Origin of the sequence: Variovorax sp. YR216, from assembly GCF_900107745.1 — a bacterium.
In the GTDB taxonomy this organism is placed as follows: domain Bacteria; phylum Pseudomonadota; class Gammaproteobacteria; order Burkholderiales; family Burkholderiaceae_C; genus Variovorax.
This window is the reverse complement of record NZ_FNRO01000011.1, coordinates 98,030-122,645: the sequence shown is the minus strand read 5'-3', so window position 1 is coordinate 122,645 and position 24,616 is coordinate 98,030. Positions and strand designations below refer to the sequence as shown.

The window sequence follows — 24,616 nt, the reverse complement described above, 5'->3', positions numbered from 1 at the left end:
TTCGGACAAAGAAAAAAGCCGGGTATTGCCCGGCTTTTTCAATGGCGAAGCCGCACTCAATAGCGGGAAATCTGGCCGTTGTTGATGACCACGCGATCGCCGATGCGCAGGTCGCCCGGCGACGGCACATCGAATGCGCGATAGCCGCCGTTGTCGGTCTGGATCGACACGCGGTAGGTCTGGTACGTCCTCGGCGCATTGTTGTTCGCCTCGATGCTGTTGCCCAGCAACGCGCCGCCCACGAGGCCCAGCGCCGTGGCGGCCGCGCGACCGCCGCCATGGCCGATCTGATTGCCGAGCACACCGCCGACGGCCCCACCGGCGATCGCGCCGGCTCCGGTCGTCGGAGCACCCGACGATTGGCTCTGGATCACCTCGATGTTGGCGACACGGCCGTATTCCACATAGGCACCGGGTGCCATCTGCGGCGGCGGGGGCTGGTAGGGATAACGGGCGGTTTCATAGACCGGTTGCGGCGCCACGCAGGCCGTCAGCGCCGAAAGCGCGACGACCGAAGCGACGATGGCAAGGGGACGAATCGAGATCTTCATGTTTGGATGCTTCCTCAAAATGGTGCGTCGAAAGGCGCGCCTCACGTGTCCGTCAACGCGCTACCGAGGCGCGCGATGACGCAGTTCACATGTTGAAACCTTCGATGCGGCGCGCGGCGTGGGGTTCCTGTCTTTACGCGCGCGAAACGGTTGCGCAATCCGATGCGGCAGGCCTGCTTGGCACTGGCGTCAGTGCTTGCCGGTCGAGCCGTAACCGCCCTCGCCGCGTTCGCTCGGCGGAAACTCTGCCACCACGCGGAATTGCGCCTGCACCACCGGGACGATCATCAATTGCGCCAGCCGCTCCATCGGCTGCAGCACGAACGGCGTGTTGCTGCGGTTCCAGGCGCTCACCTTGAGCTCACCCTGGTAGTCGCTGTCGATCAGTCCGACCAGGTTGCCGAGCACGATGCCGTGCTTGTGCCCGAGCCCCGATCGCGGAAGGATCAGCGCCGCGTAACCCGGGTCCGCGAGGTGGATCGCGATGCCGGTGCCAACGAGCTGCCAGCCGTTCGGCTCGAGCGTGATCGGCGCATCGAGGCAGGCCCTCAGGTCCAGCCCGGCGCTGCCGGGCGTGGCATAGGCAGGCAGCTGGTCCTGCATGCGGGGATCGAGGATGCGAACGTCGACTTTCACTGAATGGGTCCTTGAGTGTTTGAAAATTTCATTGCTTTTTTGCCGAACGCACGTAGTCCGGCACGCGCGCCGCGATCTCTGCCACGAGCTCGCGCGCCAGCGTGAGCTTGGGCGCGCGAGGCAGTTCGCGAACGCCCTTGGCGTCGACCAGCAGCAGGCTGTTGTGGTCCTGGCCGAAGGTCAGCGGCCCGATGTTGCCAACCAGGAGGGGAATGCCCTTGCGCTCGCGCTTGGCCTTGGCATGCTCCACGAGGTTTTCGCTTTCCGCGGCAAAGCCGACGCAGAAAAGGTCACCGCCCTTGGCGCGTACGCCCTGCGCGACGGTGAGCAGGATGTCCTCGTTCTCGACGAAATGCAGCACGGGCGGCTGGCCGCTGCCGTCCTTTTTGATCTTCTGCGCACTGTGCGTCGCCGGCCGCCAGTCGGCCACCGCGGCGGTCGCGACGAAGATCGATGCAACCTGGACCGCCTGGAGCGTCGCGCCGAGCATGTCCTGCGCCGACTTGACGTCGATCCGGCGCACGCCGCGCGGGGTCGGCAGGTGCACGGGGCCGGCGATCAGCGTGACTTCGGCGCCGGCATCGTGTGCCGCGCGTGCAATCGAAAAACCCATCTTGCCGGACGAATGGTTGGTGATGCCGCGGATCGGATCGAGCGCCTCGAAAGTCGGCCCGGCGGTCACCACGACATGCTGGCCCGCCAGCACCTTGGGCTGGAACTGGGCGACGATTTCCTCGAAAAGCTGCTCGGCCTCGAGCATGCGGCCGTCACCGGTTTCGCCGCAGGCCTGCCAGCCGTTGCCGACCCCCAGCACACGGGCGCCGTCGGCATCGACCTGGCGGAGGTTGCGCTGGGTGGCCGGATGGCTCCACATCTCGCGATTCATGGCCGGCGCAATCAGGAGCGGCACCCGGTCGATGGGCCGCGCGAGGCACATCAGGCTCAACAGCTCGTCGGAACGGCCCTGCACCAGCCGCGCGATGAAATCGGCGCTGGCCGGCGCCAGCACGATCGCGTCGGCTTCCCGGCTGAGGTTGATGTGGGGCATGTTGTTGGCCTCGCGCGCATCCCACTGCGAGGTGTAGACAGGCCGCCCAGACAACGCCTGCATCGTGACCGGCGTGATGAACTGCGTCGCCGCCTCGGTCATGACGACCTGCACCGTCGCCCCGGCCTTGACCAGCAGCCGGCACAGCTCGGCCGACTTGTAGCAGGCGATCCCGCCCGTCAATCCCAGAACGATGTGCTTGCCCGTGAGGTCTTGTTGCATCGGGCCAGTTTAATGGGTGGTCGTCCTCTACAATCCCCATTTCCCACTTCCCGGACACGCGTCCGGAACTGGCATGACCAAATTCGTCTTCGTCACCGGCGGTGTGGTGTCTTCCCTGGGCAAGGGAATCGCCTCCGCCTCCCTCGCCGCATTGCTCGAATCGCGCGGCCTCCAAGTCACCCTCATCAAGCTCGACCCGTACATCAACGTCGACCCGGGCACCATGTCGCCGTTCCAGCACGGCGAGGTCTTCGTCACCGATGACGGCGCCGAAACCGACCTCGACCTCGGCCACTACGAGCGCTTCATCACGACACGCATGCGGCGTGCCAACAACTTCACCACGGGCCAGATCTACAAGACCGTGCTCGAGAAGGAACGCCGCGGCGACTACCTCGGCAAGACGGTGCAGGTGATCCCGCACATCACCAACGAGATCCAGGAATACATCAAGCGCGGTGCCGGCATCGGCACGGCGCACGAGGTCGACGTGGCGATCGTCGAAATCGGCGGGACGGTGGGCGACATCGAGTCCCTGCCCTTCCTCGAAGCCGTGCGCCAGATGAGCCTGCGCGCGGGCCCCAACAACTCGGCCTTCGTGCACCTGAGCTATGTGCCCTGGATCGCCGCGGCCGGCGAGCTCAAGACCAAGCCGACCCAGCACACCGCGCAGAAGCTGCGCGAAATCGGCATCCAGGCCGACGCCCTGCTGTGCCGCGCCGACCGGCCGATCCCCGACGACGAGCGCGCCAAGATCTCCCTCTTCTCGAACGTGCCCGAGTGGGGCGTGATCTCGATGTGGGACGTCGACACCATCTACAAGGTGCCGCGCATGTTGCACGAGCAAGGTCTCGACGGGCTCATCTGCGACAAGCTGCGCATCAACACGCCGCCCGCCAAGCTCCAGCGCTGGGACGACCTGGTCTATGAGGTGGAGCATCCGCAGCGGGAAGTCACCATCGCCATGGTCGGCAAGTACGTCGACCTGTCCGACAGCTACAAGTCGCTGAACGAGGCGCTGCGCCACGCCGGCATGAAGAACCATGCGCGCGTGAAGATCGACTATGTCGACTCCGAAACCATCACGCCGCAAGACGTGGCGCGGCTCGGCAAGTACGACGCGATCCTGGTGCCGGGCGGCTTCGGCCAGCGCGGCGTCGAGGGCAAGATCGCCGCAGCGCGTTTTGCCCGTGAAACCAAGGTGCCGTACCTGGGCATCTGCCTGGGCATGCAGGTCGCGACCATCGAGTACGCGCGCAACGTGGCCGGCCTCAAGAACGCCAATAGCACCGAGTTCGACCCTTCGACCCCGACGCCCGTGATCGCGCTGATCACCGAGTGGAAGGACGCCGACGGCACGGTCAAGATCCGCGACGAGAAATCCGACCTCGGCGGCACCATGCGCCTGGGTGCTCAGAGTTCGGACGTGGCCCCCGGCACGCTGGCCCACAGCATCTATGGCGACGTCGTCACCGAACGCCATCGCCACCGCTACGAAGCCAACGTCAACTACCTCGACGACCTGCGCCGCGCCGGCCTCGTGATCTCGGCGCTGACGCAGCGCGAGCACCTCACCGAAATCGTCGAACTGCCGCAGAACGTGCACCCCTGGTTCATGGGCGTGCAGTTCCACCCCGAATTCAAGTCCACCCCATGGGGCGGTCATCCGTTGTTCAACGCGTTCATCAAGGCCGCGCTGGAACATCAGGGCGCGGACAAGAAGGCTCTGAAGGTGGTGGTATGAAGCTTTGCGGATTCGACATCGGGCTCGACAGGCCCTTCTTCCTGATCGCGGGCCCCTGCGTCGTCGAGTCCGAACAGCTCCAGATGGACACGGCCGGCACGCTGAAGGAAATCACCTCCGCGCTCGGCATCCCCTTCATCTTCAAGAGCAGCTTCGACAAGGCCAATCGTTCGTCCGGCACCAGCTTCCGCGGTCCTGGCCGTGAGCGCGGGCTCGACGTGCTCGCCAAGGTCAAGCGCGAACTCGGCCTGCCGGTGCTGACCGACGTCCATACCGAGGATGACATCACCGCCGCCGCCAAGGTGGTCGACGTGCTGCAGACGCCTGCCTTCCTGTGCCGCCAGACGGACTTCATCCGCGCCGTTGCGCAGTCGGGCAAGCCGGTCAACATCAAGAAGGGCCAGTTCCTCGCGCCGCACGACATGAAGAACGTGATCGACAAGGCGCGCGCGGCCGCGAAGGAAAAGGGCCTGCCCGAAGACAACTTCATGGCCTGCGAACGCGGCGCGAGCTTCGGCTACAACAACCTCGTCTCGGACATGCGTTCGCTCGCGATCATGCGCGAGACCGGTGCGCCGGTCGTCTTCGACGCCACGCACTCGGTGCAACTCCCCGGTGGCCAGGGCACGAGTTCCGGTGGCCAGCGCGAGATGGTGCCGGTGCTGTCGCGCGCCGCGGTCGCGGTCGGTGTGGCGGGCCTGTTCATGGAAACGCACCCCGACCCCGCCAACGCGCTGAGCGATGGGCCCAACGCCGTGCCGCTCAAGCACATGAAGGCGCTGCTCGAGACGCTGCTCGCGCTCGATACCGTCACCAAGAAGAACGCTTTTCTAGAGGACTCGTTTCAAGCATGACCAGCGCCTACATCATCGCGAACGTCGAAGTCACGAATCCGACGCAGTACGAGGAGTACAAGAAGTGGTCCACCGAGGCCATGAAGGCGCATGGCGCGGAAGTCTGCGTGCGCGGTGGCAAGGTCGAGGTGCTTGAAGGCGACTGGCATCCGCAGCGCCTCGTGATCCTCAAGTTTCCGAATGTCGAGGCGGCGAAGAAATTCAACGATTCGCCCGAATACGGCAAGGCGCGCGCATCGCGCCAGGGCGCGGCGATCATGCGCATGATCGTCGTCGAAGGTATTTGACCCAGGAGAAAGTAAAGAGATGAGTGCAATCGTAGATATCGTCGGGCGCGAGATCCTCGACAGCCGCGGCAACCCCACCGTCGAATGCGACGTCCTGCTCGAATCGGGCACCATGGGCCGCGCGGCCGTTCCCTCGGGCGCGTCGACCGGCTCGCGCGAAGCCATCGAGCTGCGCGACGGCGACAAGAGCCGCTACCTCGGCAAGGGCGTGCTCAAGGCCGTCGAGAACATCAACACCGAAATCTCGGAAGCCGTGCTCGGCCTCGACGCCAGCGAGCAGGCCTTCCTGGACCGCACCCTGCTCGACCTCGACGGCACCGAGAACAAGGCCCGCCTGGGCGCGAACGCGACGCTCGCCGTATCGATGGCCGTGGCCCGAGCGGCCGCTGAAGAGTCCGGCCTGCCGCTGTACCGCTATTTCGGCGGCATGGGCGGCATGCAGTTGCCGGTGCCGATGATGAACGTCATCAACGGCGGCGCACACGCCAACAACAGCCTCGACCTGCAGGAATTCATGATCATCCCCGTGGGCGCGAAGAGCTTCCGCGAGTCGCTGCGTTATGGCGCCGAGGTGTTCCACGCACTCAAGAAGATCCTGGGCGACCGCGGCATCAGCACCGCCGTGGGCGACGAAGGCGGCTTCGCGCCGAGCGTCGAAAGCCACGAAGCCGCGATCCAGCTCATCCTCGAAGCGATCGACAAGGCCGGCTACACCGCCGGCGAGCAGATCGCGCTGGGCCTCGATTGCGCCGCGAGCGAGTTCTACAAGGACGGCAAGTACGTCCTGTCGGGCGAGAACCTGAGCCTCACCGCCGAAAGCTGGACCGACATGCTGTCGAGCTGGGTCGACAAGTACCCGATCATCAGCATCGAAGACGGCATGCACGAAGGCGACTGGGACGGCTGGAAGCTGCTCACCGAACGCCTGGGCAAGCGCGTGCAGCTGGTGGGCGACGACCTCTTCGTCACCAACACCAAGATCCTGCAGGAAGGCATCGAGAAGGGCATCGCCAATTCGATCCTCATCAAGATCAATCAGATCGGCACCCTGACCGAGACGTTCGCCGCGATCGAGATGGCCAAGCGCGCGAGCTACACCGCCGTGATCAGCCACCGTTCGGGCGAGACCGAGGACAGCACCATCGCCGACATCGCGGTGGGCACCAATGCCGGCCAGATCAAGACCGGCTCGCTGTCGCGTTCGGACCGCATGGCCAAGTACAACCAGCTCCTGCGCATTGAGGAAGACCTCGGTGACGTGGCCGTTTACCCCGGTCGCGCCGCCTTCTACAACTTGAAGTGAAGCTCACCCCCAGCCTCGCCCACTTCGTGTGGCTCGGGCAACCCCTCACCGGGGGCAACTCCAGTGGCCCGGCAAAGCCGGTTCCACGGGGTTCCTGGTGTGAGGCTGGCGGGGTCTAATCGAGCTTATGCGCTCCCGCATCGTCCCGATCATCCTGGTCCTGCTGCTGCTGATCATCCAGTGGCAGCTCTGGACCGGGCGCGGCAGCGTGCGCGACGTGGCGCAACTGCAGGAAAAGCTCGCCGACCAGAAGCAGGCCAACGCGCGCGCCGCGTTGGCCAACGAGCGCCTGGAGTCCGAAGTCAACGATCTGAAGGAAGGGCTGGAGATGGTCGAGGAACGGGCCCGCCAGGAGCTTGGGATGGTCAAGCCGAACGAAGTCTTCGTGCAAATTACGAAATGACCCCCAGCCTCGCCCACTTCGTGTGGCTCGGGCACCCCCTTCCAGGGGGTAATCCCGTCGGCCCGGCAGAGCCGGTTCCGCGGGATTCCTGACATGGACTGCGACCGTGACGCCTGTTCTTCCTGTCGGTTGCGTGATGGCGGTGCTGGGCGCCCGAAGCACCGGCAAGACGGAGCTCGCGAACGCGCTCGCCGCGCGGCTGCTGCAGCGCGGTGTCGTGGCTGCGCTGGTGGCCGATCCCGCACGGCGGTCGCCAACGCAACAGGAACTGGCTGAAGCAGCCTTCGAACAGACGAACCGCATCGCCGCCGCAGCCCGGCGCGGCGTGGTCATCGCGGATTCGACCGCCCTGATGCTCGCCGTCGATGCCGAAATGCGCTTTGGCGACACGTCCCTCTACGAGCACGCGCTGGCGGCGCACCGCAGTCATGCGGTCACGCTGCTCATGGCGCTGGATCTTCCGCAAGCTGACGGCTCGACACCTGCTGAACTGGCCGAAGCAGAGAGGACGGATGCGCTGCTGCGTGCCGCGCTTGCGCGCGCAGGATCGCCTTTCGCCGTCATTCATGGTCGCGGTCCGGAGCGGCTCGCCAGCGCATGGAACGCCATCAACGCCCGCGCCGAGGATGCAGGCGTCAGTTCGAGCTCGGGCCGAACCGCCTCCGGCGAGCGCGCGTGGTTCTGGCCCTGCGACAAGTGTTCCGATCCGGCGTGCGAGCATCGGCTTTTCCGTGATCTCATCGCACGGCGCCCCTAGCGCAAGGCGGTGCATCGCAAGACCCATGGCACGTTCTCCCCATCCCCGGCTTCTCGGAGCATCCGGCATCGCCGCCCTCGCTCTTTCCGCATCGACGGCCTTCGCGGCACCTGCGACGGTGACCGTCGAGAACAAGACCCGTCCCACCGCCTGCGCGGAGGAAGACAACGTCTCGATGGTGCTGCGCGGGCAGCGCATCACGAATTTCCGCGTCGAGGCGCTCCAGCCTTCCTACATCGACAAGATCGAGAAGGACGTCACCGCGCCCGACTTCTCGGCCTGCAACTTCGACGGCGGGGCCCATCCGACCGACCCGAGCTTCAAGTTCAAACAGCGTCGCGTGGTGCTGTACGACGGCCCGCAATGGATGATCGTGGGGATGACGCTGCCGTCCTTCTGGCGGCCGAATCGGGTGCCGGTTCGCGTCGGCGCACGTTCAGGCAACGACTTTCATCTGGTCCAGGTTTTTGCCAAGGCCACGCAGCAGGACAAGAAGCCGATGGAGGCTCTGGTGCTCTACCCCGCCGACGGCTACTGGCGCCTCAAGCCATTGCCGCTGCCGCGTTTCGGCGACGGCGTGTACGGCTCGTCATTCCTCATGGGACCGGTGCAGGATGCCGGCCGGCCAGTGGTCAACATCTCGTCGATCTCGATCCAGACACAGCCGCTCTCGTTCCGCCTGCGCTTCGCCAACGGTGGCAGCGCGTCGGTCAGGGTCGCGGAGATCAGCCAGGCGCGCACCGCCCTCGACGTCTCGCTGCATCCCCCCACCCAGAAGTCTCAGCCTTTCGCGGTGCTGCGTTCGATGTTCGTGTCGGTGGACAACGCGGACGTGAGCGAACTGACCTGGCAATCGGCCCACTCCGCCGCGGCCGAGACGAAGCCGCTCCCCGAGATTTCATCGATCGAAGCCGCCCAGGTCCGTTTTGCACGGACCACGCCGTCGCGCCACAACACCAGCGCGCCGGACATCCGCTTCAGCGACTTCGAAACGGCGCGGCGCCACTGAGCGCCGCGCGGCTACTGGACGACCGCGCTGCCCGGCATCTGATCGCCGGGCGCGGTAAAGATCTGCGCCGCATCCACTGCATCGAAGTGGTACTGCTTGCCACAGAAATCGCAGCCGACCTCGATGTTGCCGCGCTCCGAGATGATGCTCTCGGCCTCGTCGCGGCCAAGGCCGCGGATCATGCTTTCCACCCGCGCACGCCCGCAGGTGCAGGCGAAATGCGGACCCAGCATGCCGGTCTGCGGCTCGAAGCGCCGCACCGTCTCTTCCCAGAACAGGCGGCGAAGAATCGTGTCGACATCGAGCGAGAGCAGCTCGTCGCGCGTCAGGCTCGACGCGAGGATCGAGATGCGGTTGTAGTCCTCGTTGTGCCCGATCTGGTCCTGCTGCACCTGCTCGCGCCCGCCTTCGGCCGTCCCTTCGAGGTTGGCCTCGCCCTTCACCGGCAGGCGCTGGATCAGCAGGCCGGCCGCAATCTTGTCGTTGGCGGCGAGCACCAGCGTGGTGTCGAGCTGCTCGCTCAGCAGCATGTAGTGCTGGAGGATGTCGCTCATCCGCTCGAGCTTCTTGCCTTTCTCGTCGATGAGGGGCACGACGCCCTGGTAGGGCTGCTGGCCCGGCAGCTTGTCCTTGGGGTCGAGCGTGATCGCGCAACGGCCCTTGCCGTGCACATTGACCATGTCCGAGAGCTTCGCGTCCGCCGCGATCTCCCCGATCGCCTTGGCGGTGGCGCGCAGGCTCAGGTCCGGCTTGACCTCGGCCACCGCGACCTTGACCGGCCCGTCGCCGAAGATCTGCAGGATCAGCGACCCGTTGAACTTGATGTTGGCCTGCATCAGCGTGGCCGCGGCGGTCATCTCGCCGAGCAGCTCGGCCAGGGGCTGCGGATAGGCGCCCGTATCGGAGTTGGACGCGCGACGCGCCAGCACTTCCTGCCAGGACTCTGTGAGGCGCACGATCATCCCGCGCACCGGCAGGCCTTCGAACAGGAACTTGTGGAGTTCGGACATTCAGGCGATCTTTTTCAGACCCTTCGCGAAGCGATGGGCGTTTTCGACATAGTGTTCGGCGCTCTGCCGCAGCTTGGCGGCCGCCGCTTCATCCAGCGTGCGGACCACCTTGGCGGGTGAACCGATGATGAGAGAGTTGTCGGGAAACTCCTTGCCCTCGGTCACCACGCTGCCGGCGCCGACGATGCAGTTGCGGCCGATCTTCGCGTTATTCAAGACCACCGCCTGGATGCCGATCAGCGAGTTGTCGCCGACGGTGCAGCCGTGGAGCATCACCTGATGGCCGACGGTGACGTTCTCTCCGATGGTCAACGGGCAACCGCGATCGGCGTGAAGCACCGACAGGTCCTGGATGTTGCTGTTGCGACCGATCCGCAGGGTGTCGGTGTCGCCGCGCAGCACCGCGCCGAACCACACGCTGGCGTTCTCGGCCAGCACGACATCGCCCATCACCTGCGCGCTGTCGGCGACCCAGGCGCCTTCTCCCAGTTGCGGCGCCACGCCATCGAGTTCATACAAAGCCATCGCGGTGTCTCCAGAGGTCGAAAACCTAGAATTGTAGGGATGCACCCCCGCCTTGGCGCCCTCGCGGCCTTGCGCCTCACAGACCCCGAACAGAAGGTGGCCGCCGCCCGTGCGCTCTTCGCGCAACTGCACGGAGCGCCCCTTTCGCTGCAACCGGTGCGCACCCCCGGCGACGACGCCGGCGTGCCCGGCCGGCCGGAGCGCCCGCTGCGCGTGTCGGCCACGGCGGTCGAGAAACGCTCGCCCTTCACACCCGAAGGCCGTGCGGCACTCATCCATTCGATCTGCCACATCGAGTTCAACGCGATCAATCTCGCGCTCGACGCCGCCTGGCGCTTCGACGGCATGCCGGAGGACTTCTACCGCGACTGGCTGCGCATCGCCGACGAGGAAGCCCAGCACTTCGCACTGCTCCACGCACACCTGCAGGGCATGGGGCACCGCTACGGCGACTTCACCGGCCACGACGGCCTGTGGAACATGTGCGAGAAGACCAAGGACGACATCGTCGCGCGCATGGCGCTGGTGCCACGCACCCTCGAAGCGCGCGGGCTCGACGCGACACCACTGATCCAGGCCAAGCTGCGCCGCGTCAACACGCCGGACGCGCTCGCGGCCTGCGCGATCCTCGACATCATCCTGCGCGATGAGGTCGGCCATGTCGCGATCGGCAACCGCTGGTATCGGTGGCTGTGCGAACGCGACGGGCTCGATCCGGTCTCGCACTACCGGGTGCTCTACCGCCGGCATGAGGCTCCACGCCTGAGGGCGCCCTTCAATATGGAAGCTCGCGCGCAGGCCGGCTTCACCGACGAAGAGCTTCAGGCTCTCGCGCAAGGCTGAAGTCCGAACTCGGGGACAACTCGGCGATGGAGAGCCTCTTCAACTCGTCGAATGGCTCATCCGTCCAAATACTAATGACGTTGGGTATCCGCACATCGGTACAAACGTCGGCCTCGTAGTCGATTCCATCGATCCCGAACCCGAACAGGCGCAAGAACTCTGATCTGTAGCCTGCGAAATCCGTCACCTCGTCGCGTCATCCGCTCGACCATCATCGACGCGCCGATCGAGCGCGTGTGGGCGGTGCTGCGCGACTTCAACAGCCATGACCAATGGCACGACGTGGTCGAGCAGAGCCGCATCGAGGCGCAGGAGCGCAGCGATCAGGTGGGCTGCGTGCGCAGCTTCCAGCTCCGCGACGGCAACCGCATCCGCGAGCAATTGCTGACCCTTTCGGACGCCGAGCACAAGAGCACCTACTGCATCGTCGAAGCGACCGTGCCGCTGCAGCGCTATGTCTCGACCGTCACGCTCAAGCCGGTGACCGACGGCAACCGCACTTTCTGGCACTGGACTTCGACCTTCGCGACGCCGCCCGGCATGGAGCGCGAGCTGCGCGAGATGGTGGCGCGTGGTGTGTACGAGGCCGGCTTCGAGAACCTGCGCCGCCATCTGCGCCAGGGCGGCGACCTGCGCACGCCCGGCAGCGCGCCGATGCCGACCGCCCTTCCCTTGCCCGCGCGCCGGATCGCGGTGGAACGCTACGGCGGCCCGGAAGTGTTGCGGCCGCAAACTGTCGACGTGCCCGCGCCACGTGCCGGCGAGGTGCGCATCCAGCAGCGCGCGATCGGCGTGAACTTCCTCGACGTCTACCTGCGGCGCGGCTGGATCCCGTCGCTGATGCCGGTGTCGCGCGAAGCCCCCGGCGTGCCGGGCATGGAAGCGGCCGGCAGCGTGCTCGATGTGGGTCCGCAGGTGACCGGTGTGCTGCCCGGCGATCGCGTCGCCTACCTGGGCCCGGTGCCCGGCGCCTATTGCGGCATGCGCTGCGTGCCGGCCGACTGGGTGGTGCGCCTGCCGGCGGCCATCGAAGACGCAACCGCCGCCGCGCTGCTGCTCAAGGGCATCACCGCCGACTACCTGCTGCGCGATCTCGGCCATGTGCAGCGCGGCACGCGCCTGCTGGTGCATGCGGCGGCCGGTGGCGTGGGCCTGTTGGTCTGCAGTTGGGCACGAAGGCTCGGCGCGACCGTGATCGGCACCGTGTCGAGCGAAGAGAAGGCCCGCATCGCGCGCGAGCACGGCTGCGAGCATGTGATCGTCACGCGCGACTATCGCTTTGCCGATGCGGTGCAGCGCGCGTGCGGCGGCGCGGACGTGGTGATCGACGGCCTCGGCGATGCCGCGCGCGAGGAGAACCTCGCCGCCCTCGCGCGGCGCGGCCACTGGATCAGCCTCGGGCAGGCCAGCGGCCCGCTCTCGCCTCTGCCGCCCGATGCGCTGGTCGCGAACTCGCTGACCTTCTCGCGCCCCGTGGTCTTCGACTACACCGCCACGAACGAACAGCTTGCACAGCGCTCGCAGCGCGTGTGGGATGCATTGGCCGACGGCTCGATCCGCCCACCCCTGATCGAACGCTTCAGCCTCGATGCCGCCGCCGATGCGCATGCGCGACTCGAATCGCGCGCCACCATCGGCGCGCTGGTGCTGGTGCCCTGACCGAACCCGCAAGGAGACAAGGAATGATCGTCGGCATGAACCACTTCACTCACCGCGCGCGGGTTGCGCAAGGTGAAGGCGCGGTTCGATGCCAGCGGAACGAAGTACGACCTGCGGCAGCAGGGTGGCGCGGGGACGTGGCAGTTGTTCTGCCACGACCCCAACGGCGCAAAGGTGGAGCTGGACTTCGATCCGTCAGAATCACCATAAGGCCCGCAAACACCCCCTGAGTGCCAGAAACACCGCGGAACCGGCTCGGCCGGGCCGCCGGTGTTGCCCCCGGCGAGGGGGTGGAGAGCGACACGAAGTGCGCGAGCCTGGGGGAGAGCCAATCACTCAGGCTTGATCGCAGCCGCCCGCACGATCCGCCCATTGCTCTCGAACTCGCTCGCGATCTCGTTCGCGAACTCTTCCGCTCGTCCACCGGTCGGCACGTTGTCCGACGCCTTCAATCGCGCGCGGAAATCAGGGCTCGCGAGCACCTTGTTGATTTCCACGTTGTACTTCTCGATCAGGATCGGCGACGTACCCGCAGGCGCGAACACGCCGAACAGCGACGACTGGTTGGCCGCCGCGTAGCCCAACTCGGCCAGCGTCGGGACTTTCGGCAGGCTTTCGAGCCGTGCCGGTGCGGCGACCGCCAGCGGGCGCAGCTTGCCCGTCTGAATCTGCGTCGCGACCGACGGCCCGGCATTGGTCGACAGAATTTCGAACTGCCCGCCGACCGCATCGGTCAACTGCTGGCCGCCTCCCTTGTACGGGATGTGCGTGATGTCGACCTTCGCCACCGCGCGCACCTGTTCGAGCACGATGTGCCCAAGCGAAGCCTGCCCCGAAGTGGCCCAGCGCACCGCACCAGGCCGTGCGCGCGCATCGTCGACCAGCGACTTGAAATCGCGCGTTCCTGTCGCCGGCGTCGCGAGCAGCAGCACCGGCGAATACATCACGCTCACCACCGGCGCGATGTCCTTCATCGGATCGAAGGGCGACTTGGTGAGATGCGGGTTGAGCACCAGCGGGCTGATGGACGAGAAGCCCAGCGTCGCGCCATCGGGCGCGGCCTTGGCGACCGCGTCCATGCCAATGGTGCCGCTCGCGCCGGCCTTGTTCTCGACGATGAAGGTGACGCCGAGTTGCGCCGAAAGCTTGTCGGCCAGCGACCGGGCGATGACATCGCTCACGCCACCCGTCGGGTAGGCCACGATGAGCCGGACGGTCTTCGGCACCGCCTGCGCGTGCACTGCCGCTGCAATGAATGAAAGACCCAGCGCGGCCGCGAGTGCGCGTCGGCGTTTGTTCAAGGACATGAATGCAACTCCTGCAAGATCAAAGACTAGCCGCGGGGATGGTGCTGCGCATGCAACTGCTTCAGCCGCTCCCGCGCGACGTGCGTGTAGATGGTGGTGGTCGAAATGTCCGCGTGCCCCAGCAACAGTTGCACCGCGCGCAGGTCCGCGCCGTGGTTGAGCAGGTGTGTCGCGAACGCATGCCGCAGCGTGTGCGGCGACAGCGGAACGTGAATGCCCGCCGCCTGCGCCTGTTTCTTGACGATGACCCAGAACATCGCGCGCGTCATGCCCGCGCCGCGGTTCGTCACGAAGAGGTCCTGCGTCTGCTGGCCGTCGAGGATCGCGGGACGCGACTCGTGCATGTAGCGCTCGATCCACCGCCGCGCCTCGCCGCCGAAAGGCACCAGCCGTTCCTTGCTGCCCTTGCCGAGCACGCGCAGCACGCCGTCGTTGAGGCTCATCTCGAAGATCTTGAGCGCGACGAGTTCGCTCACGCGCAGGCCGCTCGCGTACATCAGTTCCAGCATCGCGCGGTCGCGCAGGCCGAGCGGCGTTTCAACGTCCGGCGCGGCGAGCAGGTCGTCCACCTGCTTTTCGGACAGCGTCTTGATCGCGCGCGGCATCTGGCGCGCCGGCATCAACCGCAGGCTCGGGTCGGCCGGGATGCGGTGCTCGCGCAGCGCCCACCGGTAGTAGCGCTTGAACACGGTGAGCCGCCGGTTGGCCGAGGTGGCCTTGCCCTTATCGGACAGGCGCACGCCCATGTAGGCCTGCAGATCGGTCTCCTGCGCGCCGTCGAGCGCCTTGGCTCGCTCGGCCGCGAGCCACTTCGAAAACAGCTCCAGATCGCGGCGGTAGGCGGCCAGCGTGTTCCTGGAAAGCCCGTCCTCCAGCCAGAGGGCGTCGATGAATTCGTCGATTTCAGTGGATTCGGTGACCACGGTCATGCGGGGCAAGATAGCAAAAAACCAAAGGGCCGGCGGGAGCGGGTCGTCCGCGGCCCCTGCGCGCCGAATTGTCGGGCGGCCGTCTCTGGGTCGATCGGGCCATCCTCACCGCCTTCATCATCGTGATGGAGAGGGTCGACAGCCACTCGAGTTCAATACTGCCCGTTCCGTGAGCATCGCAATGGAAGCCAAGCAGGATGCGGCTCCGATGAGATGCTCACTACGTTGTCCACAGAGTCATCCACCGGCCGCGGGGAAAACAAGCGCTTGACTTTCGCATTTTGGTGCACTGCACAAAAGCACTTTTCCCTCGGAAGCGGCATCAGGCGGCTGCATTTCGTGGTGCATGGGAGCCGGCCATGTTGGTGCATGGGGCGCTGTCTTTTCCACAGATGAAGGCGAGCGGCAACTTACTCTGCCGTCGACCCCGGGGGCGCCGATCCGCGTTGCGACGCCGGCTCACGCAACCCGACGCAAAGCCGCCATGACTTCCGAGGTTGGCGGCAACTCGCTGGTTCGCCAAGCCAATCGGGCATGACGATCGAAAACGTGTACCGGCCACGATGAAGCGCCGGCGCCGGGTCGATGCGGGTGTCGTAAAAGTGCCCATTGGCGCACTCAGACCGGCATGGTTTGGCGCGAGGTGCTACTTTGCAGTCGATGTCTTCACTCCGCCCCCCACGCCATGGACTCCATGATCGCCGCGTCCGCGCGCGCACTCGCCGCCGGTGATCCGCTCGGCGCGCTCAAGCGCGTCGCCCTGCGCGAAGATCCGCCGGCGCTCGCGCTGCGCGGCATCGCCATGGCGCAACTCGGCGAGCACCCTCGCGCCCGCGAGTTGCTGCGGCGCGCGGTGCGCGGCTTCGGTGCGCATGAGGATCTGGCGCGCGCACGCTGCGTCGTCGCCGAGGCCGAAGTCGCACTCGCGATGCGCGATCTCGGCGGCTCGCCGCGCGCGCTGGCCGCGGCATCGTCGACGCTCGAAGCGCGTGCCGATCGCGCGAATGCCTTGCAGGCGCGGTTGATCGCCGCGCGTCGTCTGCTGCTGCTCGGCCGACTCGACGAGGCCGGGGCCGCGCTGGCACAACTCGATGCGCACGGCCTGCCGCCGCTGTCGGCCGCCATCGCCGAGCTGACCGCGGCGGAGCTGGCGCTGCGCTCGCTGCGCATCGACGCGGCGCATGAAGCGCTCGCCCGCGCGCAGGAGGCGGCAAGCCGCAGTGGGGTGCAGGCGCTCATGGCCGAGGTGGCGGAGGCGCACGACGCGCTCGGCCGCCCTGCGGCGCGGCGCCTTTCCACGGGCAGCGAGAAAGCCTTGACCCTGGGCGAAGTCGCCGCGCTCATGGCCTCCGGCGCAGTGGTCGTGGATGCATGCCGCCATGGCATTCGCACGATCGGCTCATGGCTGCCGCTCGCGCGTCGCCCGGTGCTCTTCGCCCTCGCCCGGGAATTGGCCGAAGCCTGGCCGGGCGATGTCGATCGCGATGCCCTGATCGCGACAGCCTTTCGCATGCGGCAGCCCGATGAAACCCACCGCGCGCGCCTGCGGGTGGAGATCGGTCGGCTGCGCGCAATCGTCAAGCCGATGGCAGCCATCGAGGCGACGGCGCAGGGCTTCAAGCTCGCGCCGCGTCATGCGCGCGAAGTCGTGCTGCTCGCGCCGCCGATCGACGGCGATCAGGCGTCACTGATTGCGCTGCTGTCGGACGGCGCGGCCTGGTCCACATCGGGCCTCGCACTGGCGCTGGGGGCAAGCCAGCGCACGGTGCAGCGCGCGCTGGTCGAGCTGGAGGCCACGGGGCGCGTGCGGTCGATCGGCCGTGCGCGGGCGCAGCGCTGGCTCGCGCCGCCGCTGGCGGGATTCACGACGATCTTGTTACTCCCCGCTTCGCTGCCGTTTGAATAGAGTGCTTCCAACGGCGCCGCTTGAGGCGCCCAACAGGAGCCCTTGATGAGCAGCAAGACGAGCAAGGACGGCACCGCGCCGACAGCGCGTGCGGCAGAGATCGTGCGGGAATACGGCCCCTTCGGGGGCGCCGACCGGATCCACGGCGTGACCCATGACGGCCAGCGCGTGTGGGCCGCCACCGGCCCGCGGCTGGTCGCCTTCGATCCCGAGAGCGGCGACACCACGCGCACACTCGACCATCCCTGCGACGCCGGCACCGCCTTCGACGGCAAGCACCTCTACCAGATCGCCGAATCGCGCATCGACAAGATCGATCCGGCCACCGGCCAGACGCTGGCATCGATTCCGGCGCCGGGCAACGGCTACGACTCGGGCCTCGCCTGGGCCGAGGGCAGCCTGTGGGTCGGGCAGTACCGCGACCGCAAGATCCACCAGATCGATCCGGAGACCGGCAAGATCAAGCGCACCATCGAATCCAACCGCTTCGTCACCGGCGTGACCTGGGTCGATGGCGAGCTCTGGCACGGCACCTGGGAAGACGAAGAAAGCGAGCTCCGCCGCATCGACCCCGACAGCGGCGCGGTGCTCGAACGTCTCGAAATGCCGCAGGGCATCGGTGTCAGCGGGCTCGAGTCCGATGGCGACGGGCTCTTCTACTGCGGCGGCGGAACGAGTGGCAAGGTCCGCGCCGTACGGCGGCCGAAGACGCCCGCCTGAACAACCCCATCGAACGAAGGAGCACACCATGACCCCATCGACCGCCGTTGAATCGGGCGCTGCCAACCATGCCGTCGTGTCCAGGGACCGCTGGATCGCCGAGCGCAAGGTGCTGCTCGCCCGCGAGAAGGAGCTCACGCGCCTGCACGACCAGGTCGCCCGCGAACGCCGCGCGCTGCCGTGGGTGCGCGTCGAGAAGCGCTATGTCTTCGACACGCCGGACGGGCCGCGCACGCTGGCCGACCTGTTCGACGGGCACGACCAGCTCATCGTGCAGCACTTCATGCTCGGCCCCGGATGGGACCAGGGCTGCGTGGGCTGCTCCTACATGGCGGACCACACCGACGGCATGACGGTGCATCTTGAGCACCGCGACATCGCCTGGGTCGCGATCTCGCGCGCACCGCTCGCCGAGATCGAACGCTTCCAGCGCCGCATGGGCTGGAAGTTCGCCTGGGTGTCGTCGAACGGCAGCACCTTCAACCACGACTTCGGCGTGAGCTTCACTCCCGAGGAGCGGGAACGCGGGGAGGTCTACTACAACTATGGAATGCAGGCCTTCCCGCACGAGGAGGCGCCCGGCATCAGCGTGTTCTACAAGGACGAGGCGGGCGAGGTTTTCCACACCTACTCCACCTATGGCCGCGGCGTGGAAGTGATGATGGGCGCCTACAGCATGGTGGACCTCACACCCAGGGGCCGCGACGAAGGCGATGCAGGCATGGGCTGGGTGCGTCACCGCGACCGCTACGAACCGGCGCCGAAGAAGGCCGCGGCGGCAGCCGGATCGTGCTGCAGCTCGCACGGCTGACGGGTACGCGGGGTTCGATGGGGCCGATGTCATGGCGCAGCTCTGGCCATGGCTGGTGGTTGCGGGCAGCGGCGCCCTTCACGGGCTCAACCCCACCACCGGCTGGATGTTCGCCGCGGTCTGGGGCCTTCGTTCGGGCGACCGGTCGCAGGTGCTCCGGGCGCTGACGCCGATCGCGGGCGGGCATGCGGCATCGATCGCGCTGGTGGCGGCCGCGGTGGCGCTCGGCGTGTCGATGGACCGCGCAGTGCTGCAGGCCACGGCGGCGGGGCTGCTGGTGATCGCCCTGCTGGTGCACCTGTCGGGCCGCAAGTCGCGCCATCCCGACCCGCAATTGCACGGCCACGGCCACGGCCCGGTCGGGCATGCCGGCCTCGCGCTCTGGTCCTTCATGATGTCCACCGCGCACGGCGCGGGATTGATGCTGGTGCCCGCGCTGGTCCCACTGTGCATGGGGAGCGCACCGGGACAGGCAACCACCGCATCGGGCGCGCTGGCGCTCGCGCTCACGGTGGTGGGCATACACACGACGGCGATGCTCGCGGTGACCGCGTTGATCGCCACCGGCGTCTGCCACGGCTTCGACAGCGGCAGACGCCTGGTGGGAAGGCTTACTCGAGCTGGAGCTTCTGCTTCGCCACGACTTCCTTGTAGACCTCGTATTCGGCCTTGATCTGCGCTGCGAACTGCTCGGGCGTGTTGGCGACAACGAGCGAACCGGTGTCCTCGATGCGCTTGCGCACCGCCGGATCCTCCACCGACTTCTTGACGGCCGCATTGATCTTGTCGACCACTTCCTTCGGCAGCCCCTTCGGGCCGAGGATGCCGTAGTAGGCCATGCGGTTCACCGGCTCCAGGCCGACTTCCTTGAAGGTCGGCACGTCAGGCAGCTCCTTGAGCCGCTGCGGTGCAGCCACCACGATCGGCACCAGCCGGCCACTCTTGATGAAAGGCAGTGCCGAGGGAATGTTGTCGAACATGATCGCCACCTGGCCTGCCACCACGTCGTTGAGCGCCGGGCCCGCGCCGCGGTAGGGGATGTGGGTCACGTAGGTGTTGGTCAGGCTCTTGTAGAGCTCCATCAGCAGGTGCCCGATGCCGCCCGTGCCCGACGAAGCGTACGAATACTTGCCCGGGTTCTTCTTGAGCACCGCGAGGAACTCGGCGTAGTTCTTCGCCGGGAAGCCCGGGTGCACCGCGATGATGTTCGGCGTTGCCGCGATATTGATGATCGGCGTGAAGTCGTTGATCGGGTCGTACGGCGTCTTCGGATTGATCGCCGGGTTGGCCGCGGTGCTCGACACGGTCGCGATGCCGAGCTTGTAGCCGTCCGGCGCGGCGCGCGCGGTCTCGGCCGCGCCGACGATGCCGCCGCCGCCCGCCTTATTGATCACCACCACGCTCTGCCCCAGCGCCTTGGTCAGCGGTTCGGCAATTACACGGGCAACGATGTCGGTGGTGCCACCCGGCGCGAACGGCACTTGGAGTTCGATGGGCTTGTTGGGGTAGTTCTGCGCCCAGCTGGACCCTGCGACCGCGAACAGCGCGGCTGCGCCGGCGAACGCATTCCATTGACGACGGTTCATTGAATGGCCTCCTGAGCCAAGAAGAAACGAGAGAAGTCTGGATGCTAGCGGCTCGCTCCCCGCGCTACCTCGTGGATAACCCACAAGAAGACCACCGTTTATCCTCGACCGGGTGAACTATGCGCAGCTTCTCTTCCCGGACTTCTCACTCATCGCCTGCGGCTGGCTCCTGTGCCGCTACACCGCACTCAACCGCCTCGTGTGGGACCAGGTCGAAAGCCTCGTCTACTACTTCCTCTTCCCGGTGCTGCTCTTCCATTCGATCGTGCGCAGCCCGCTCGATTTCGGAGCGACCTCGAACCTGCTGACCGCCGGCGTCGGAGTCGGGCTCTCGGGCATCGCGCTCGCCTACGCCCTGCCCTTCCTGCCGGTGATCGGGGGGCGCATCGACCGGCGCGAGCACGCCGCAAGCGCGCAGATCGCCTTTCGCTTCAATTCGTTCATCTGCCTCGCGCTCGCGGGCCGCGTGGCGGGCCCCGAAGGACTGCTGATGATCGCCGTGCTGATCGGCGTGTGCGTGCCGATGTTCAACATCGCAGCGGTATGGCCGATGGCGCGGCATGCGCAGAGCGGCTTCGCGCGGCAGCTCGCGCGCAATCCGCTCATCATCGCCACCGTGACCGGGCTCATCGCCAACCTGCTGGGCCTGGGCGTGCCGACCTGGCTCGAACCCACGCTCTCGCGCATCGGCGCGTCATCGCTCGCGCTGGGGCTGATGGCCGCCGGCGCCGGCATGCAGTTCGCGTCGCTCGCGCGCGGCAAGCTGCTGGCGCTGTCGCTGCTCGCGATCCGTCATCTGGCGCTGCCGCTCATCGGCTGGAACCTGGCGGTCGCGCTGCGGCTCGATGCGGCACAGGCGGCGGTGCTGATGACCTTCTCCGCCGTGCCGACCGCGTCGAGTGCCTATGTGCTCGCGGCGCGCATGGGCTACAACGGGCCCTACGTCGCGGGACTGGTCACGCTCTCGACACTGCTGGGCGTGGCAAGCCTGCCCTTCGCGCTGTCGCTGATCTCGCGCTGACGTTGCCGCTGCCGCAAAGCCCGGGCAGCGGCTACGATGCGCTGATGCGCAACTTCCTCGTCGCTGTCGCCGCCGCGTCGCTCGCAGGCGCCGCGCCGGCGCAGGACTACACGCGCTACCAGGGCGCATGGAACGGCCCTTTTCTCTTCTACTTCGCGCAGCAGGACGGCGGCGCGATGGGGCCACCGATGGTCTACCCCGGCACGCTGCGGATCGAGCAGGACGGTACCGTGCAGGGCAGCGTTCCCGATGCGGCCTGCCTGATGGCCGGCTCCAGCGCCGACTACGTGTCGCCGGTGAATGCGACGATCGATCTCGATGTCAGCGGCTGCCAGGACGTGCGCTTCAACGGCCGCTACAGCGGCAAGCTGCTGGGCAATCCGGCACTGAAGTACGCCTCGATCCGCCTGAGCTCCACGCGCTCGCTCGAGACAGGCACCGCGCAGATTTCCGCGATCATCCGGCACTGAGGCCGAGCGCCCATTCGACATGCTCGCGCACCAGCGCGCTGGGGTGCGACAAGCGCATCTCCAACGCGGCGCGGGCGCTGTCGTCGCCGGCACGCAGCGCATTGCCGAGCGCGACCGCCACGTTGCGCAGCCACCGTTCATGGCCGATGCGGCGGATCGGACTGCCCTCCGTGTAGCGGAGGAACGCCTCTTCGCTCCACCCGAACAGTTCGCCGAGCTGCCGGCCGGTGAGGCCCTCGCGCGCATCGAAGTCGGGCAGTGCGCTCTTCTTCGCGAACTTGTTCCACGGACAGATGAGCTGGCAGTCGTCGCAGCCGTAGATGCGGTTCGCCATCAACGGCCGCAGGTCGACCGGGATCGGCCCCGCGTGCTCGATGGTGAGGTAGGAGATGCAGCGTCTCGCGTCGAGGCGGTGGGGCGCGATGATCGCCCCCGTCGGGCACACATCGATACAGGCACTGCAGCTGCCGCAATGCGCGCTGACCGGCTCGCTCGCCGGCAGCGCCATGTCCACGTAGATCTCGCCGAGGAAGAACATCGAGCCCGCCTCGCGGTCCAGCACCAGCGTGTGCTTGCCGCGCCAGCCCTGCCCGCTGCGCGACGCGAGCTCGGCTTCGAGCACCGGCGCGGAATCGGTGAAGGCGCGATGGCCGAAGGGGCCGACCTCCTGCGCGATGCGCTCCGCGAGCTTCGAGAGGCGAGCGCGCAGGACCTTGTGATAGTCCCTGCCGCGCGCGTAGAGCGAGACGATGCCTTCGCCCGGCCGCTTCAATCGCGCGAACTCCACGGTCTGCCAGTCGTCGGGCGTGGCGCGCGGCAGGTAGTCCATGCGCGCGGTGATCACCGACACCGTGCCCGGCACCAGCTCGGCAGGTCGCGCTCGCCGCATGCCATGCGCGGCCATGTAGTGCATGTCGCCGTGAAAGCCCTTCGCGAGCCACTCCGCGAGGCCCGGCTCCGCACTCGACAGATCGACACCCGCGATCCCGATTTGGGAGAATTCGAGTTCCTGGGCGAGTGCCCGAATCCGATTCACGAGTTGATGGCTGCCGATCACCTGCCGATTGTAGAAACGCACAGCACCACGCGCGTCTGGCGCACGGAAGACGACACGGAAGCATTGGCTCGCGCGCTCGCGTCATCGCCAGCGCTGCGTGATGCGTTCATTTCACTGCAGGGCGATCTCGGCGCGGGCAAGACGACTTTCGTACGCCACTTGCTGCGAGCGCTCGGCATCACGGGCCGCATCAAGAGCCCGACTTATGCCGTGGTGGAACCGCACGAGGCGCCGGATGGACTTGCAATCTTTCATTTCGACTTCTACCGATTCAGCGACCCGCGCGAATGGGAAGACGCGGGTTTCCGCGACATCTTCGCGGGGCCCGGCGTCAAGGTGGCCGAATGGCCTGAAAACGCCGCAGGGCGCATCCCGCTTGCAGATCTTGCTATTAAAATCGAAGCAATGACCGACGACACCCGCACCGTGACCCTTCGCGCCAATACCGAGCGCGGCAGCCGGTTGCTCGCCGCCGCATGAGCCCGGAAGGATTGAAACGCCGCGCATTGCTGCAAGGCGGCAGCCTCGCCCTTCTGCTCGGCATTCACGAGATCGCGCGCGGCGCGAGCATCGTCGCCGTTCGCGTCTGGCCCGCGGAAGACTACACGCGCGTCACCATCGAGTCCGACGGGCGACTGAATTCGCAGCAGCTGGTCGTCGGCAATCCGCCCCGCCTCGCGGTGGACATCGAAGGCATCGACCTGAACCCCGCGCTGCGCGAACTCGTCGGCAAGATCAAGCCTGACGACCCCTACATCAACGGCCTGCGGGTCGGGCAGTTCGCGCCGAGCGTGGTGCGCATCGTGTTCGATCTGAAGCAGGCGGTGGCGCCGCAAGTCTTCTCGCTCGCGCCGGTGGCGGCGTATCGCGACCGGCTGGTGCTCGATCTCTATCCACAGAAACCGATCGATCCGCTCGAGAGCTTCATCAGCGAGCGCATGCGCGAAGTGCCCAACAAGGCACAGGCCGCCGCGCCTGCGCCGCGCAATGCCCCGCAGATGGCAGAAGCACCGGCCGCGCCCAAGGCCGGTGCCGAAGCCACCGATCCGCTCGGTGACCTGATGGCACAAGCGGCGCGCGCAACGCAGCAGCCCTCTTCCACCGCATCCGCCGCCGCCGCAGGCCGCGCACCGGCTGGCGGTGGACTGCCGCTGCAAGTGCCGCCGGTCGCAAGCGCGCCGACGCCTTCGCCCTCGCCCGCGCGCGGCGGCGCCACGCCGAACCAGACCGACCGCATCATCATCGTCGCGCTCGACCCGGGTCATGGCGGCGAGGACCCGGGCGCGATCGGCTCGAACGGCACGCGCGAAAAGGACATCGTGCTGCAGATCGCGCACCGACTGCGCGAGCGCATCAACGCGAGCAGCGTCAACGGCAATCCGATGCGCGCCTTCCTCACGCGCGACGCGGACTTCTTCGTGCCGCTCGGCACGCGCGTGCAGAAGGCGCGGCGCGTGCAGGCCGACCTGTTCGTGAGCATCCATGCCGACGCCTTCACCACGCCGGACGCGCGCGGCGCGAGCGTGTTCGCGCTGAGCCAGGGCGCCGCGTCGAGCAGCGCGGCGCGCTGGCTCGCCAACAAGGAAAACCAGGCCGACAAGGTCGGCGGCGTCAACGTGGGCAACCACGAAGTGCAGGTGCAGCGCGCCCTGCTCGACATGAGCACCACGGCGCAGATCAACGACAGCCTCCGCCTCGGCGGCGCGATGCTCGGCGAAATCCGCGGCATCGGCGCGCGGCTGCACAAGGGGCAGGTCGAGCAGGCCGGGTTCGCGGTCCTCAAGGCGCCGGACATCCCGAGCGTGCTGGTCGAGACGGCCTTCATCAGCAACCCCGAGGAAGAAGCCAAGCTGCGCAGCGTGGCCTACCAGGAAGACCTTGCGGATGCGCTGATGCGCGGAATCCAGCGCTACTTCGCCCAGAACCCGCCCCTGGCACGGAGCCGGCAGCTCTAGCTC

At 67.1% G+C, this 24,616-nt stretch carries 26 protein-coding genes and 1 pseudogene; 17 read left to right on the top strand and 10 right to left on the bottom strand.

The features are described from left to right. Positions 1-56 precede the first annotated feature (56 nt). From BLW05_RS23860 to coaBC, 3 genes are all read right to left on the bottom strand, one after another. Positions 57-551: a glycine zipper 2TM domain-containing protein gene (locus BLW05_RS23860; protein ID WP_093166045.1), complete on the bottom strand. Its 495-nt coding sequence runs from the start codon at positions 549-551 to the stop codon at positions 57-59. Positions 552-740: 189 nt separating this feature from the next. Then, positions 741-1,187, bottom strand: coding sequence for a dUTP diphosphatase (gene dut, locus BLW05_RS23855; protein WP_093166044.1), 447 nt, complete (start codon positions 1,185-1,187; stop codon positions 741-743). 28 nt (positions 1,188-1,215) lie between these two features. Continuing rightward, the gene (gene coaBC / locus BLW05_RS23850; RefSeq protein WP_093166043.1) at positions 1,216-2,457 is read right to left on the bottom strand and encodes a bifunctional phosphopantothenoylcysteine decarboxylase/phosphopantothenate--cysteine ligase CoaBC; all 1,242 of its coding nucleotides are present in this window, start codon (positions 2,455-2,457) and stop codon (positions 1,216-1,218) included. A 73-nt stretch (positions 2,458-2,530) separates the two neighbouring features. On the opposite strand from coaBC, the gene BLW05_RS23845 reads away from it, so the two are divergent. The 7 genes from BLW05_RS23845 (at position 2,531) to BLW05_RS23815 (ending at position 8,814) form a co-directional block, all read left to right on the top strand. Beyond that, positions 2,531-4,201, top strand: coding sequence for a CTP synthase (locus tag BLW05_RS23845; RefSeq protein ID WP_093166042.1), 1,671 nt, complete (start codon positions 2,531-2,533; stop codon positions 4,199-4,201). Then, a complete protein-coding gene (gene kdsA / locus BLW05_RS23840) occupies positions 4,198-5,055 on the top strand; it encodes a 3-deoxy-8-phosphooctulonate synthase (protein ID WP_093166041.1) in 858 nt (285 codons plus the stop codon). Before BLW05_RS23845 ends, kdsA begins: the two co-directional genes overlap by 4 nt. Continuing rightward, a complete protein-coding gene (locus BLW05_RS23835; RefSeq protein WP_093166040.1) occupies positions 5,052-5,342 on the top strand; it encodes a DUF1330 domain-containing protein in 291 nt (96 codons plus the stop codon). The genes kdsA and BLW05_RS23835 overlap by 4 nt, the downstream gene beginning before the upstream one ends. A gap of 19 nt (positions 5,343-5,361) precedes the next feature. After that, positions 5,362-6,645 carry a phosphopyruvate hydratase gene (gene eno / locus BLW05_RS23830; protein WP_093166039.1) on the top strand — a complete coding sequence of 428 codons (1,284 nt, stop codon included), beginning with the start codon at positions 5,362-5,364 and terminating at the stop codon, positions 6,643-6,645. A gap of 127 nt (positions 6,646-6,772) precedes the next feature. Next, the gene (ftsB, locus tag BLW05_RS23825) at positions 6,773-7,048 is read left to right on the top strand and encodes a cell division protein FtsB (protein ID WP_093166038.1); all 276 of its coding nucleotides are present in this window, start codon (positions 6,773-6,775) and stop codon (positions 7,046-7,048) included. 106 nt (positions 7,049-7,154) lie between these two features. Then, entirely contained in the window at positions 7,155-7,805 is a 651-nt protein-coding gene (locus tag BLW05_RS23820) for an AAA family ATPase (RefSeq protein ID WP_093166037.1), read from the top strand. A 25-nt stretch (positions 7,806-7,830) separates the two neighbouring features. Beyond that, positions 7,831-8,814 carry a hypothetical protein gene (locus tag BLW05_RS23815; protein WP_093166036.1) on the top strand — a complete coding sequence of 328 codons (984 nt, stop codon included), beginning with the start codon at positions 7,831-7,833 and terminating at the stop codon, positions 8,812-8,814. Positions 8,815-8,825: 11 nt separating this feature from the next. On the opposite strand, the gene BLW05_RS23810 is transcribed toward BLW05_RS23815, so the two are convergent. After that, complete coding sequence (locus BLW05_RS23810; RefSeq protein ID WP_093166035.1) at positions 8,826-9,824, bottom strand: Hsp33 family molecular chaperone HslO; 999 nt, start codon at positions 9,822-9,824, stop codon at positions 8,826-8,828. Beyond that, positions 9,825-10,349, bottom strand: coding sequence for a gamma carbonic anhydrase family protein (locus tag BLW05_RS23805; RefSeq protein ID WP_093166034.1), 525 nt, complete (start codon positions 10,347-10,349; stop codon positions 9,825-9,827). It lies immediately after the preceding gene. A gap of 39 nt (positions 10,350-10,388) precedes the next feature. On the opposite strand from BLW05_RS23805, the gene BLW05_RS23800 reads away from it, so the two are divergent. Next, positions 10,389-11,192 (top strand): ferritin-like domain-containing protein, encoded by an 804-nt coding sequence (locus tag BLW05_RS23800; RefSeq protein WP_093166033.1) that lies wholly within the window; start codon positions 10,389-10,391, stop codon positions 11,190-11,192. 73 nt (positions 11,193-11,265) lie between these two features. Here the strand turns inward: BLW05_RS23800 and BLW05_RS36550 are convergent. Continuing rightward, a pseudogene (locus BLW05_RS36550) lies at positions 11,266-11,379 on the bottom strand (hypothetical protein); the annotation flags it as partial. Positions 11,380-11,426: 47 nt separating this feature from the next. Here BLW05_RS36550 and BLW05_RS23790 point away from each other — a divergent pair. After that, positions 11,427-12,851, top strand: coding sequence for a zinc-binding dehydrogenase (locus BLW05_RS23790; protein WP_093166031.1), 1,425 nt, complete (start codon positions 11,427-11,429; stop codon positions 12,849-12,851). Between the two features lie 332 nt (positions 12,852-13,183). Here BLW05_RS23790 and BLW05_RS23780 read toward each other — a convergent pair whose 3' ends face one another. Further along, positions 13,184-14,158 carry a Bug family tripartite tricarboxylate transporter substrate binding protein gene (locus tag BLW05_RS23780; protein WP_093166030.1) on the bottom strand — a complete coding sequence of 325 codons (975 nt, stop codon included), beginning with the start codon at positions 14,156-14,158 and terminating at the stop codon, positions 13,184-13,186. Between the two features lie 26 nt (positions 14,159-14,184). Continuing rightward, positions 14,185-15,087, bottom strand: a complete 903-nt coding sequence (xerD, locus tag BLW05_RS23775) for a site-specific tyrosine recombinase XerD (RefSeq protein ID WP_093166029.1) — start codon at positions 15,085-15,087, stop codon at positions 14,185-14,187. Positions 15,088-15,772: 685 nt separating this feature from the next. Between xerD and BLW05_RS23770 the strand changes: the two genes are divergently transcribed. The 4 genes from BLW05_RS23770 to BLW05_RS23755 are packed head-to-tail and all read left to right on the top strand — an operon-like array spanning position 15,773 to position 19,197. After that, on the top strand, positions 15,773-16,993 hold the full coding sequence (locus BLW05_RS23770) for a helix-turn-helix domain-containing protein (RefSeq protein WP_093166028.1): 1,221 nt from the start codon (positions 15,773-15,775) through the stop codon (positions 16,991-16,993). Between the two features lie 45 nt (positions 16,994-17,038). Further along, entirely contained in the window at positions 17,039-17,713 is a 675-nt protein-coding gene (locus BLW05_RS23765; RefSeq protein WP_093166027.1) for a Vgb family protein, read from the top strand. A gap of 28 nt (positions 17,714-17,741) precedes the next feature. Then, entirely contained in the window at positions 17,742-18,524 is a 783-nt protein-coding gene (locus BLW05_RS23760) for a DUF899 domain-containing protein (RefSeq protein WP_093166026.1), read from the top strand. 31 nt (positions 18,525-18,555) lie between these two features. Then, complete coding sequence (locus BLW05_RS23755) at positions 18,556-19,197, top strand: hypothetical protein (RefSeq protein WP_093166025.1); 642 nt, start codon at positions 18,556-18,558, stop codon at positions 19,195-19,197. On the opposite strand, the gene BLW05_RS23750 is transcribed toward BLW05_RS23755, so the two are convergent. Further along, positions 19,136-20,110, bottom strand: coding sequence for a tripartite tricarboxylate transporter substrate binding protein BugE (locus tag BLW05_RS23750; protein WP_093166024.1), 975 nt, complete (start codon positions 20,108-20,110; stop codon positions 19,136-19,138). The two genes, BLW05_RS23755 and BLW05_RS23750, sit on opposite strands and share 62 nt — an antisense overlap. A 100-nt stretch (positions 20,111-20,210) precedes the next feature. On the opposite strand from BLW05_RS23750, the gene BLW05_RS23745 reads away from it, so the two are divergent. Both BLW05_RS23745 and BLW05_RS23740 read left to right on the top strand, forming a co-directional pair. Beyond that, a complete protein-coding gene (locus BLW05_RS23745) occupies positions 20,211-21,131 on the top strand; it encodes an AEC family transporter (RefSeq protein WP_093166023.1) in 921 nt (306 codons plus the stop codon). 2 nt (positions 21,132-21,133) lie between these two features. Continuing rightward, on the top strand, positions 21,134-21,601 hold the full coding sequence (locus BLW05_RS23740) for a hypothetical protein (protein WP_093166022.1): 468 nt from the start codon (positions 21,134-21,136) through the stop codon (positions 21,599-21,601). Here the strand turns inward: BLW05_RS23740 and queG are convergent. After that, complete coding sequence (gene queG, locus BLW05_RS23735; protein WP_093166021.1) at positions 21,588-22,658, bottom strand: tRNA epoxyqueuosine(34) reductase QueG; 1,071 nt, start codon at positions 22,656-22,658, stop codon at positions 21,588-21,590. The genes BLW05_RS23740 and queG overlap by 14 nt on opposite strands. Here queG and tsaE point away from each other — a divergent pair. Both tsaE and BLW05_RS23725 read left to right on the top strand, forming a co-directional pair. Beyond that, positions 22,644-23,138, top strand: a complete 495-nt coding sequence (gene tsaE, locus BLW05_RS23730) for a tRNA (adenosine(37)-N6)-threonylcarbamoyltransferase complex ATPase subunit type 1 TsaE (protein WP_093166020.1) — start codon at positions 22,644-22,646, stop codon at positions 23,136-23,138. The genes queG and tsaE overlap by 15 nt on opposite strands. Further along, a complete protein-coding gene (locus BLW05_RS23725; RefSeq protein WP_093166019.1) occupies positions 23,135-24,613 on the top strand; it encodes an N-acetylmuramoyl-L-alanine amidase in 1,479 nt (492 codons plus the stop codon). The genes tsaE and BLW05_RS23725 overlap by 4 nt, the downstream gene beginning before the upstream one ends. The last annotated feature ends 3 nt before the right edge of the window (positions 24,614-24,616 follow it).

Bases quoted from the DNA above. Each gene is read 5' to 3' on its own strand.
- eno (WP_093166039.1), top strand. From the start codon at position 5,362: ATGAGTGCAATCGTAGATATCGTCGGGCGCGAGATCCTCGACAGCCGC.
- BLW05_RS23800 (WP_093166033.1), top strand. From the start codon at position 10,389: ATGCACCCCCGCCTTGGCGCCCTCGCGGCCTTGCGCCTCACAGACCCC.
- xerD (WP_093166029.1), bottom strand. From the start codon at position 15,087: ATGACCGTGGTCACCGAATCCACTGAAATCGACGAATTCATCGACGCC.
- BLW05_RS23835 (WP_093166040.1), top strand. From the start codon at position 5,052: ATGACCAGCGCCTACATCATCGCGAACGTCGAAGTCACGAATCCGACG.
- tsaE (WP_093166020.1), top strand. From the start codon at position 22,644: ATGGCTGCCGATCACCTGCCGATTGTAGAAACGCACAGCACCACGCGC.
- BLW05_RS23755 (WP_093166025.1), top strand. From the start codon at position 18,556: ATGGCGCAGCTCTGGCCATGGCTGGTGGTTGCGGGCAGCGGCGCCCTT.
- BLW05_RS23810 (WP_093166035.1), bottom strand. From the start codon at position 9,824: ATGTCCGAACTCCACAAGTTCCTGTTCGAAGGCCTGCCGGTGCGCGGG.
- BLW05_RS23845 (WP_093166042.1), top strand. From the start codon at position 2,531: ATGACCAAATTCGTCTTCGTCACCGGCGGTGTGGTGTCTTCCCTGGGC.
- BLW05_RS23770 (WP_093166028.1), top strand. From the start codon at position 15,773: ATGGACTCCATGATCGCCGCGTCCGCGCGCGCACTCGCCGCCGGTGAT.
- BLW05_RS23750 (WP_093166024.1), bottom strand. From the start codon at position 20,110: ATGAACCGTCGTCAATGGAATGCGTTCGCCGGCGCAGCCGCGCTGTTC.
- BLW05_RS23815 (WP_093166036.1), top strand. From the start codon at position 7,831: ATGGCACGTTCTCCCCATCCCCGGCTTCTCGGAGCATCCGGCATCGCC.
- kdsA (WP_093166041.1), top strand. From the start codon at position 4,198: ATGAAGCTTTGCGGATTCGACATCGGGCTCGACAGGCCCTTCTTCCTG.
- BLW05_RS23760 (WP_093166026.1), top strand. From the start codon at position 17,742: ATGACCCCATCGACCGCCGTTGAATCGGGCGCTGCCAACCATGCCGTC.
- BLW05_RS23860 (WP_093166045.1), bottom strand. From the start codon at position 551: ATGAAGATCTCGATTCGTCCCCTTGCCATCGTCGCTTCGGTCGTCGCG.
- BLW05_RS23725 (WP_093166019.1), top strand. From the start codon at position 23,135: ATGAGCCCGGAAGGATTGAAACGCCGCGCATTGCTGCAAGGCGGCAGC.
- BLW05_RS23765 (WP_093166027.1), top strand. From the start codon at position 17,039: ATGAGCAGCAAGACGAGCAAGGACGGCACCGCGCCGACAGCGCGTGCG.
- BLW05_RS23805 (WP_093166034.1), bottom strand. From the start codon at position 10,349: ATGGCTTTGTATGAACTCGATGGCGTGGCGCCGCAACTGGGAGAAGGC.
- coaBC (WP_093166043.1), bottom strand. From the start codon at position 2,457: ATGCAACAAGACCTCACGGGCAAGCACATCGTTCTGGGATTGACGGGC.
- ftsB (WP_093166038.1), top strand. From the start codon at position 6,773: ATGCGCTCCCGCATCGTCCCGATCATCCTGGTCCTGCTGCTGCTGATC.
- BLW05_RS23780 (WP_093166030.1), bottom strand. From the start codon at position 14,158: ATGTCCTTGAACAAACGCCGACGCGCACTCGCGGCCGCGCTGGGTCTT.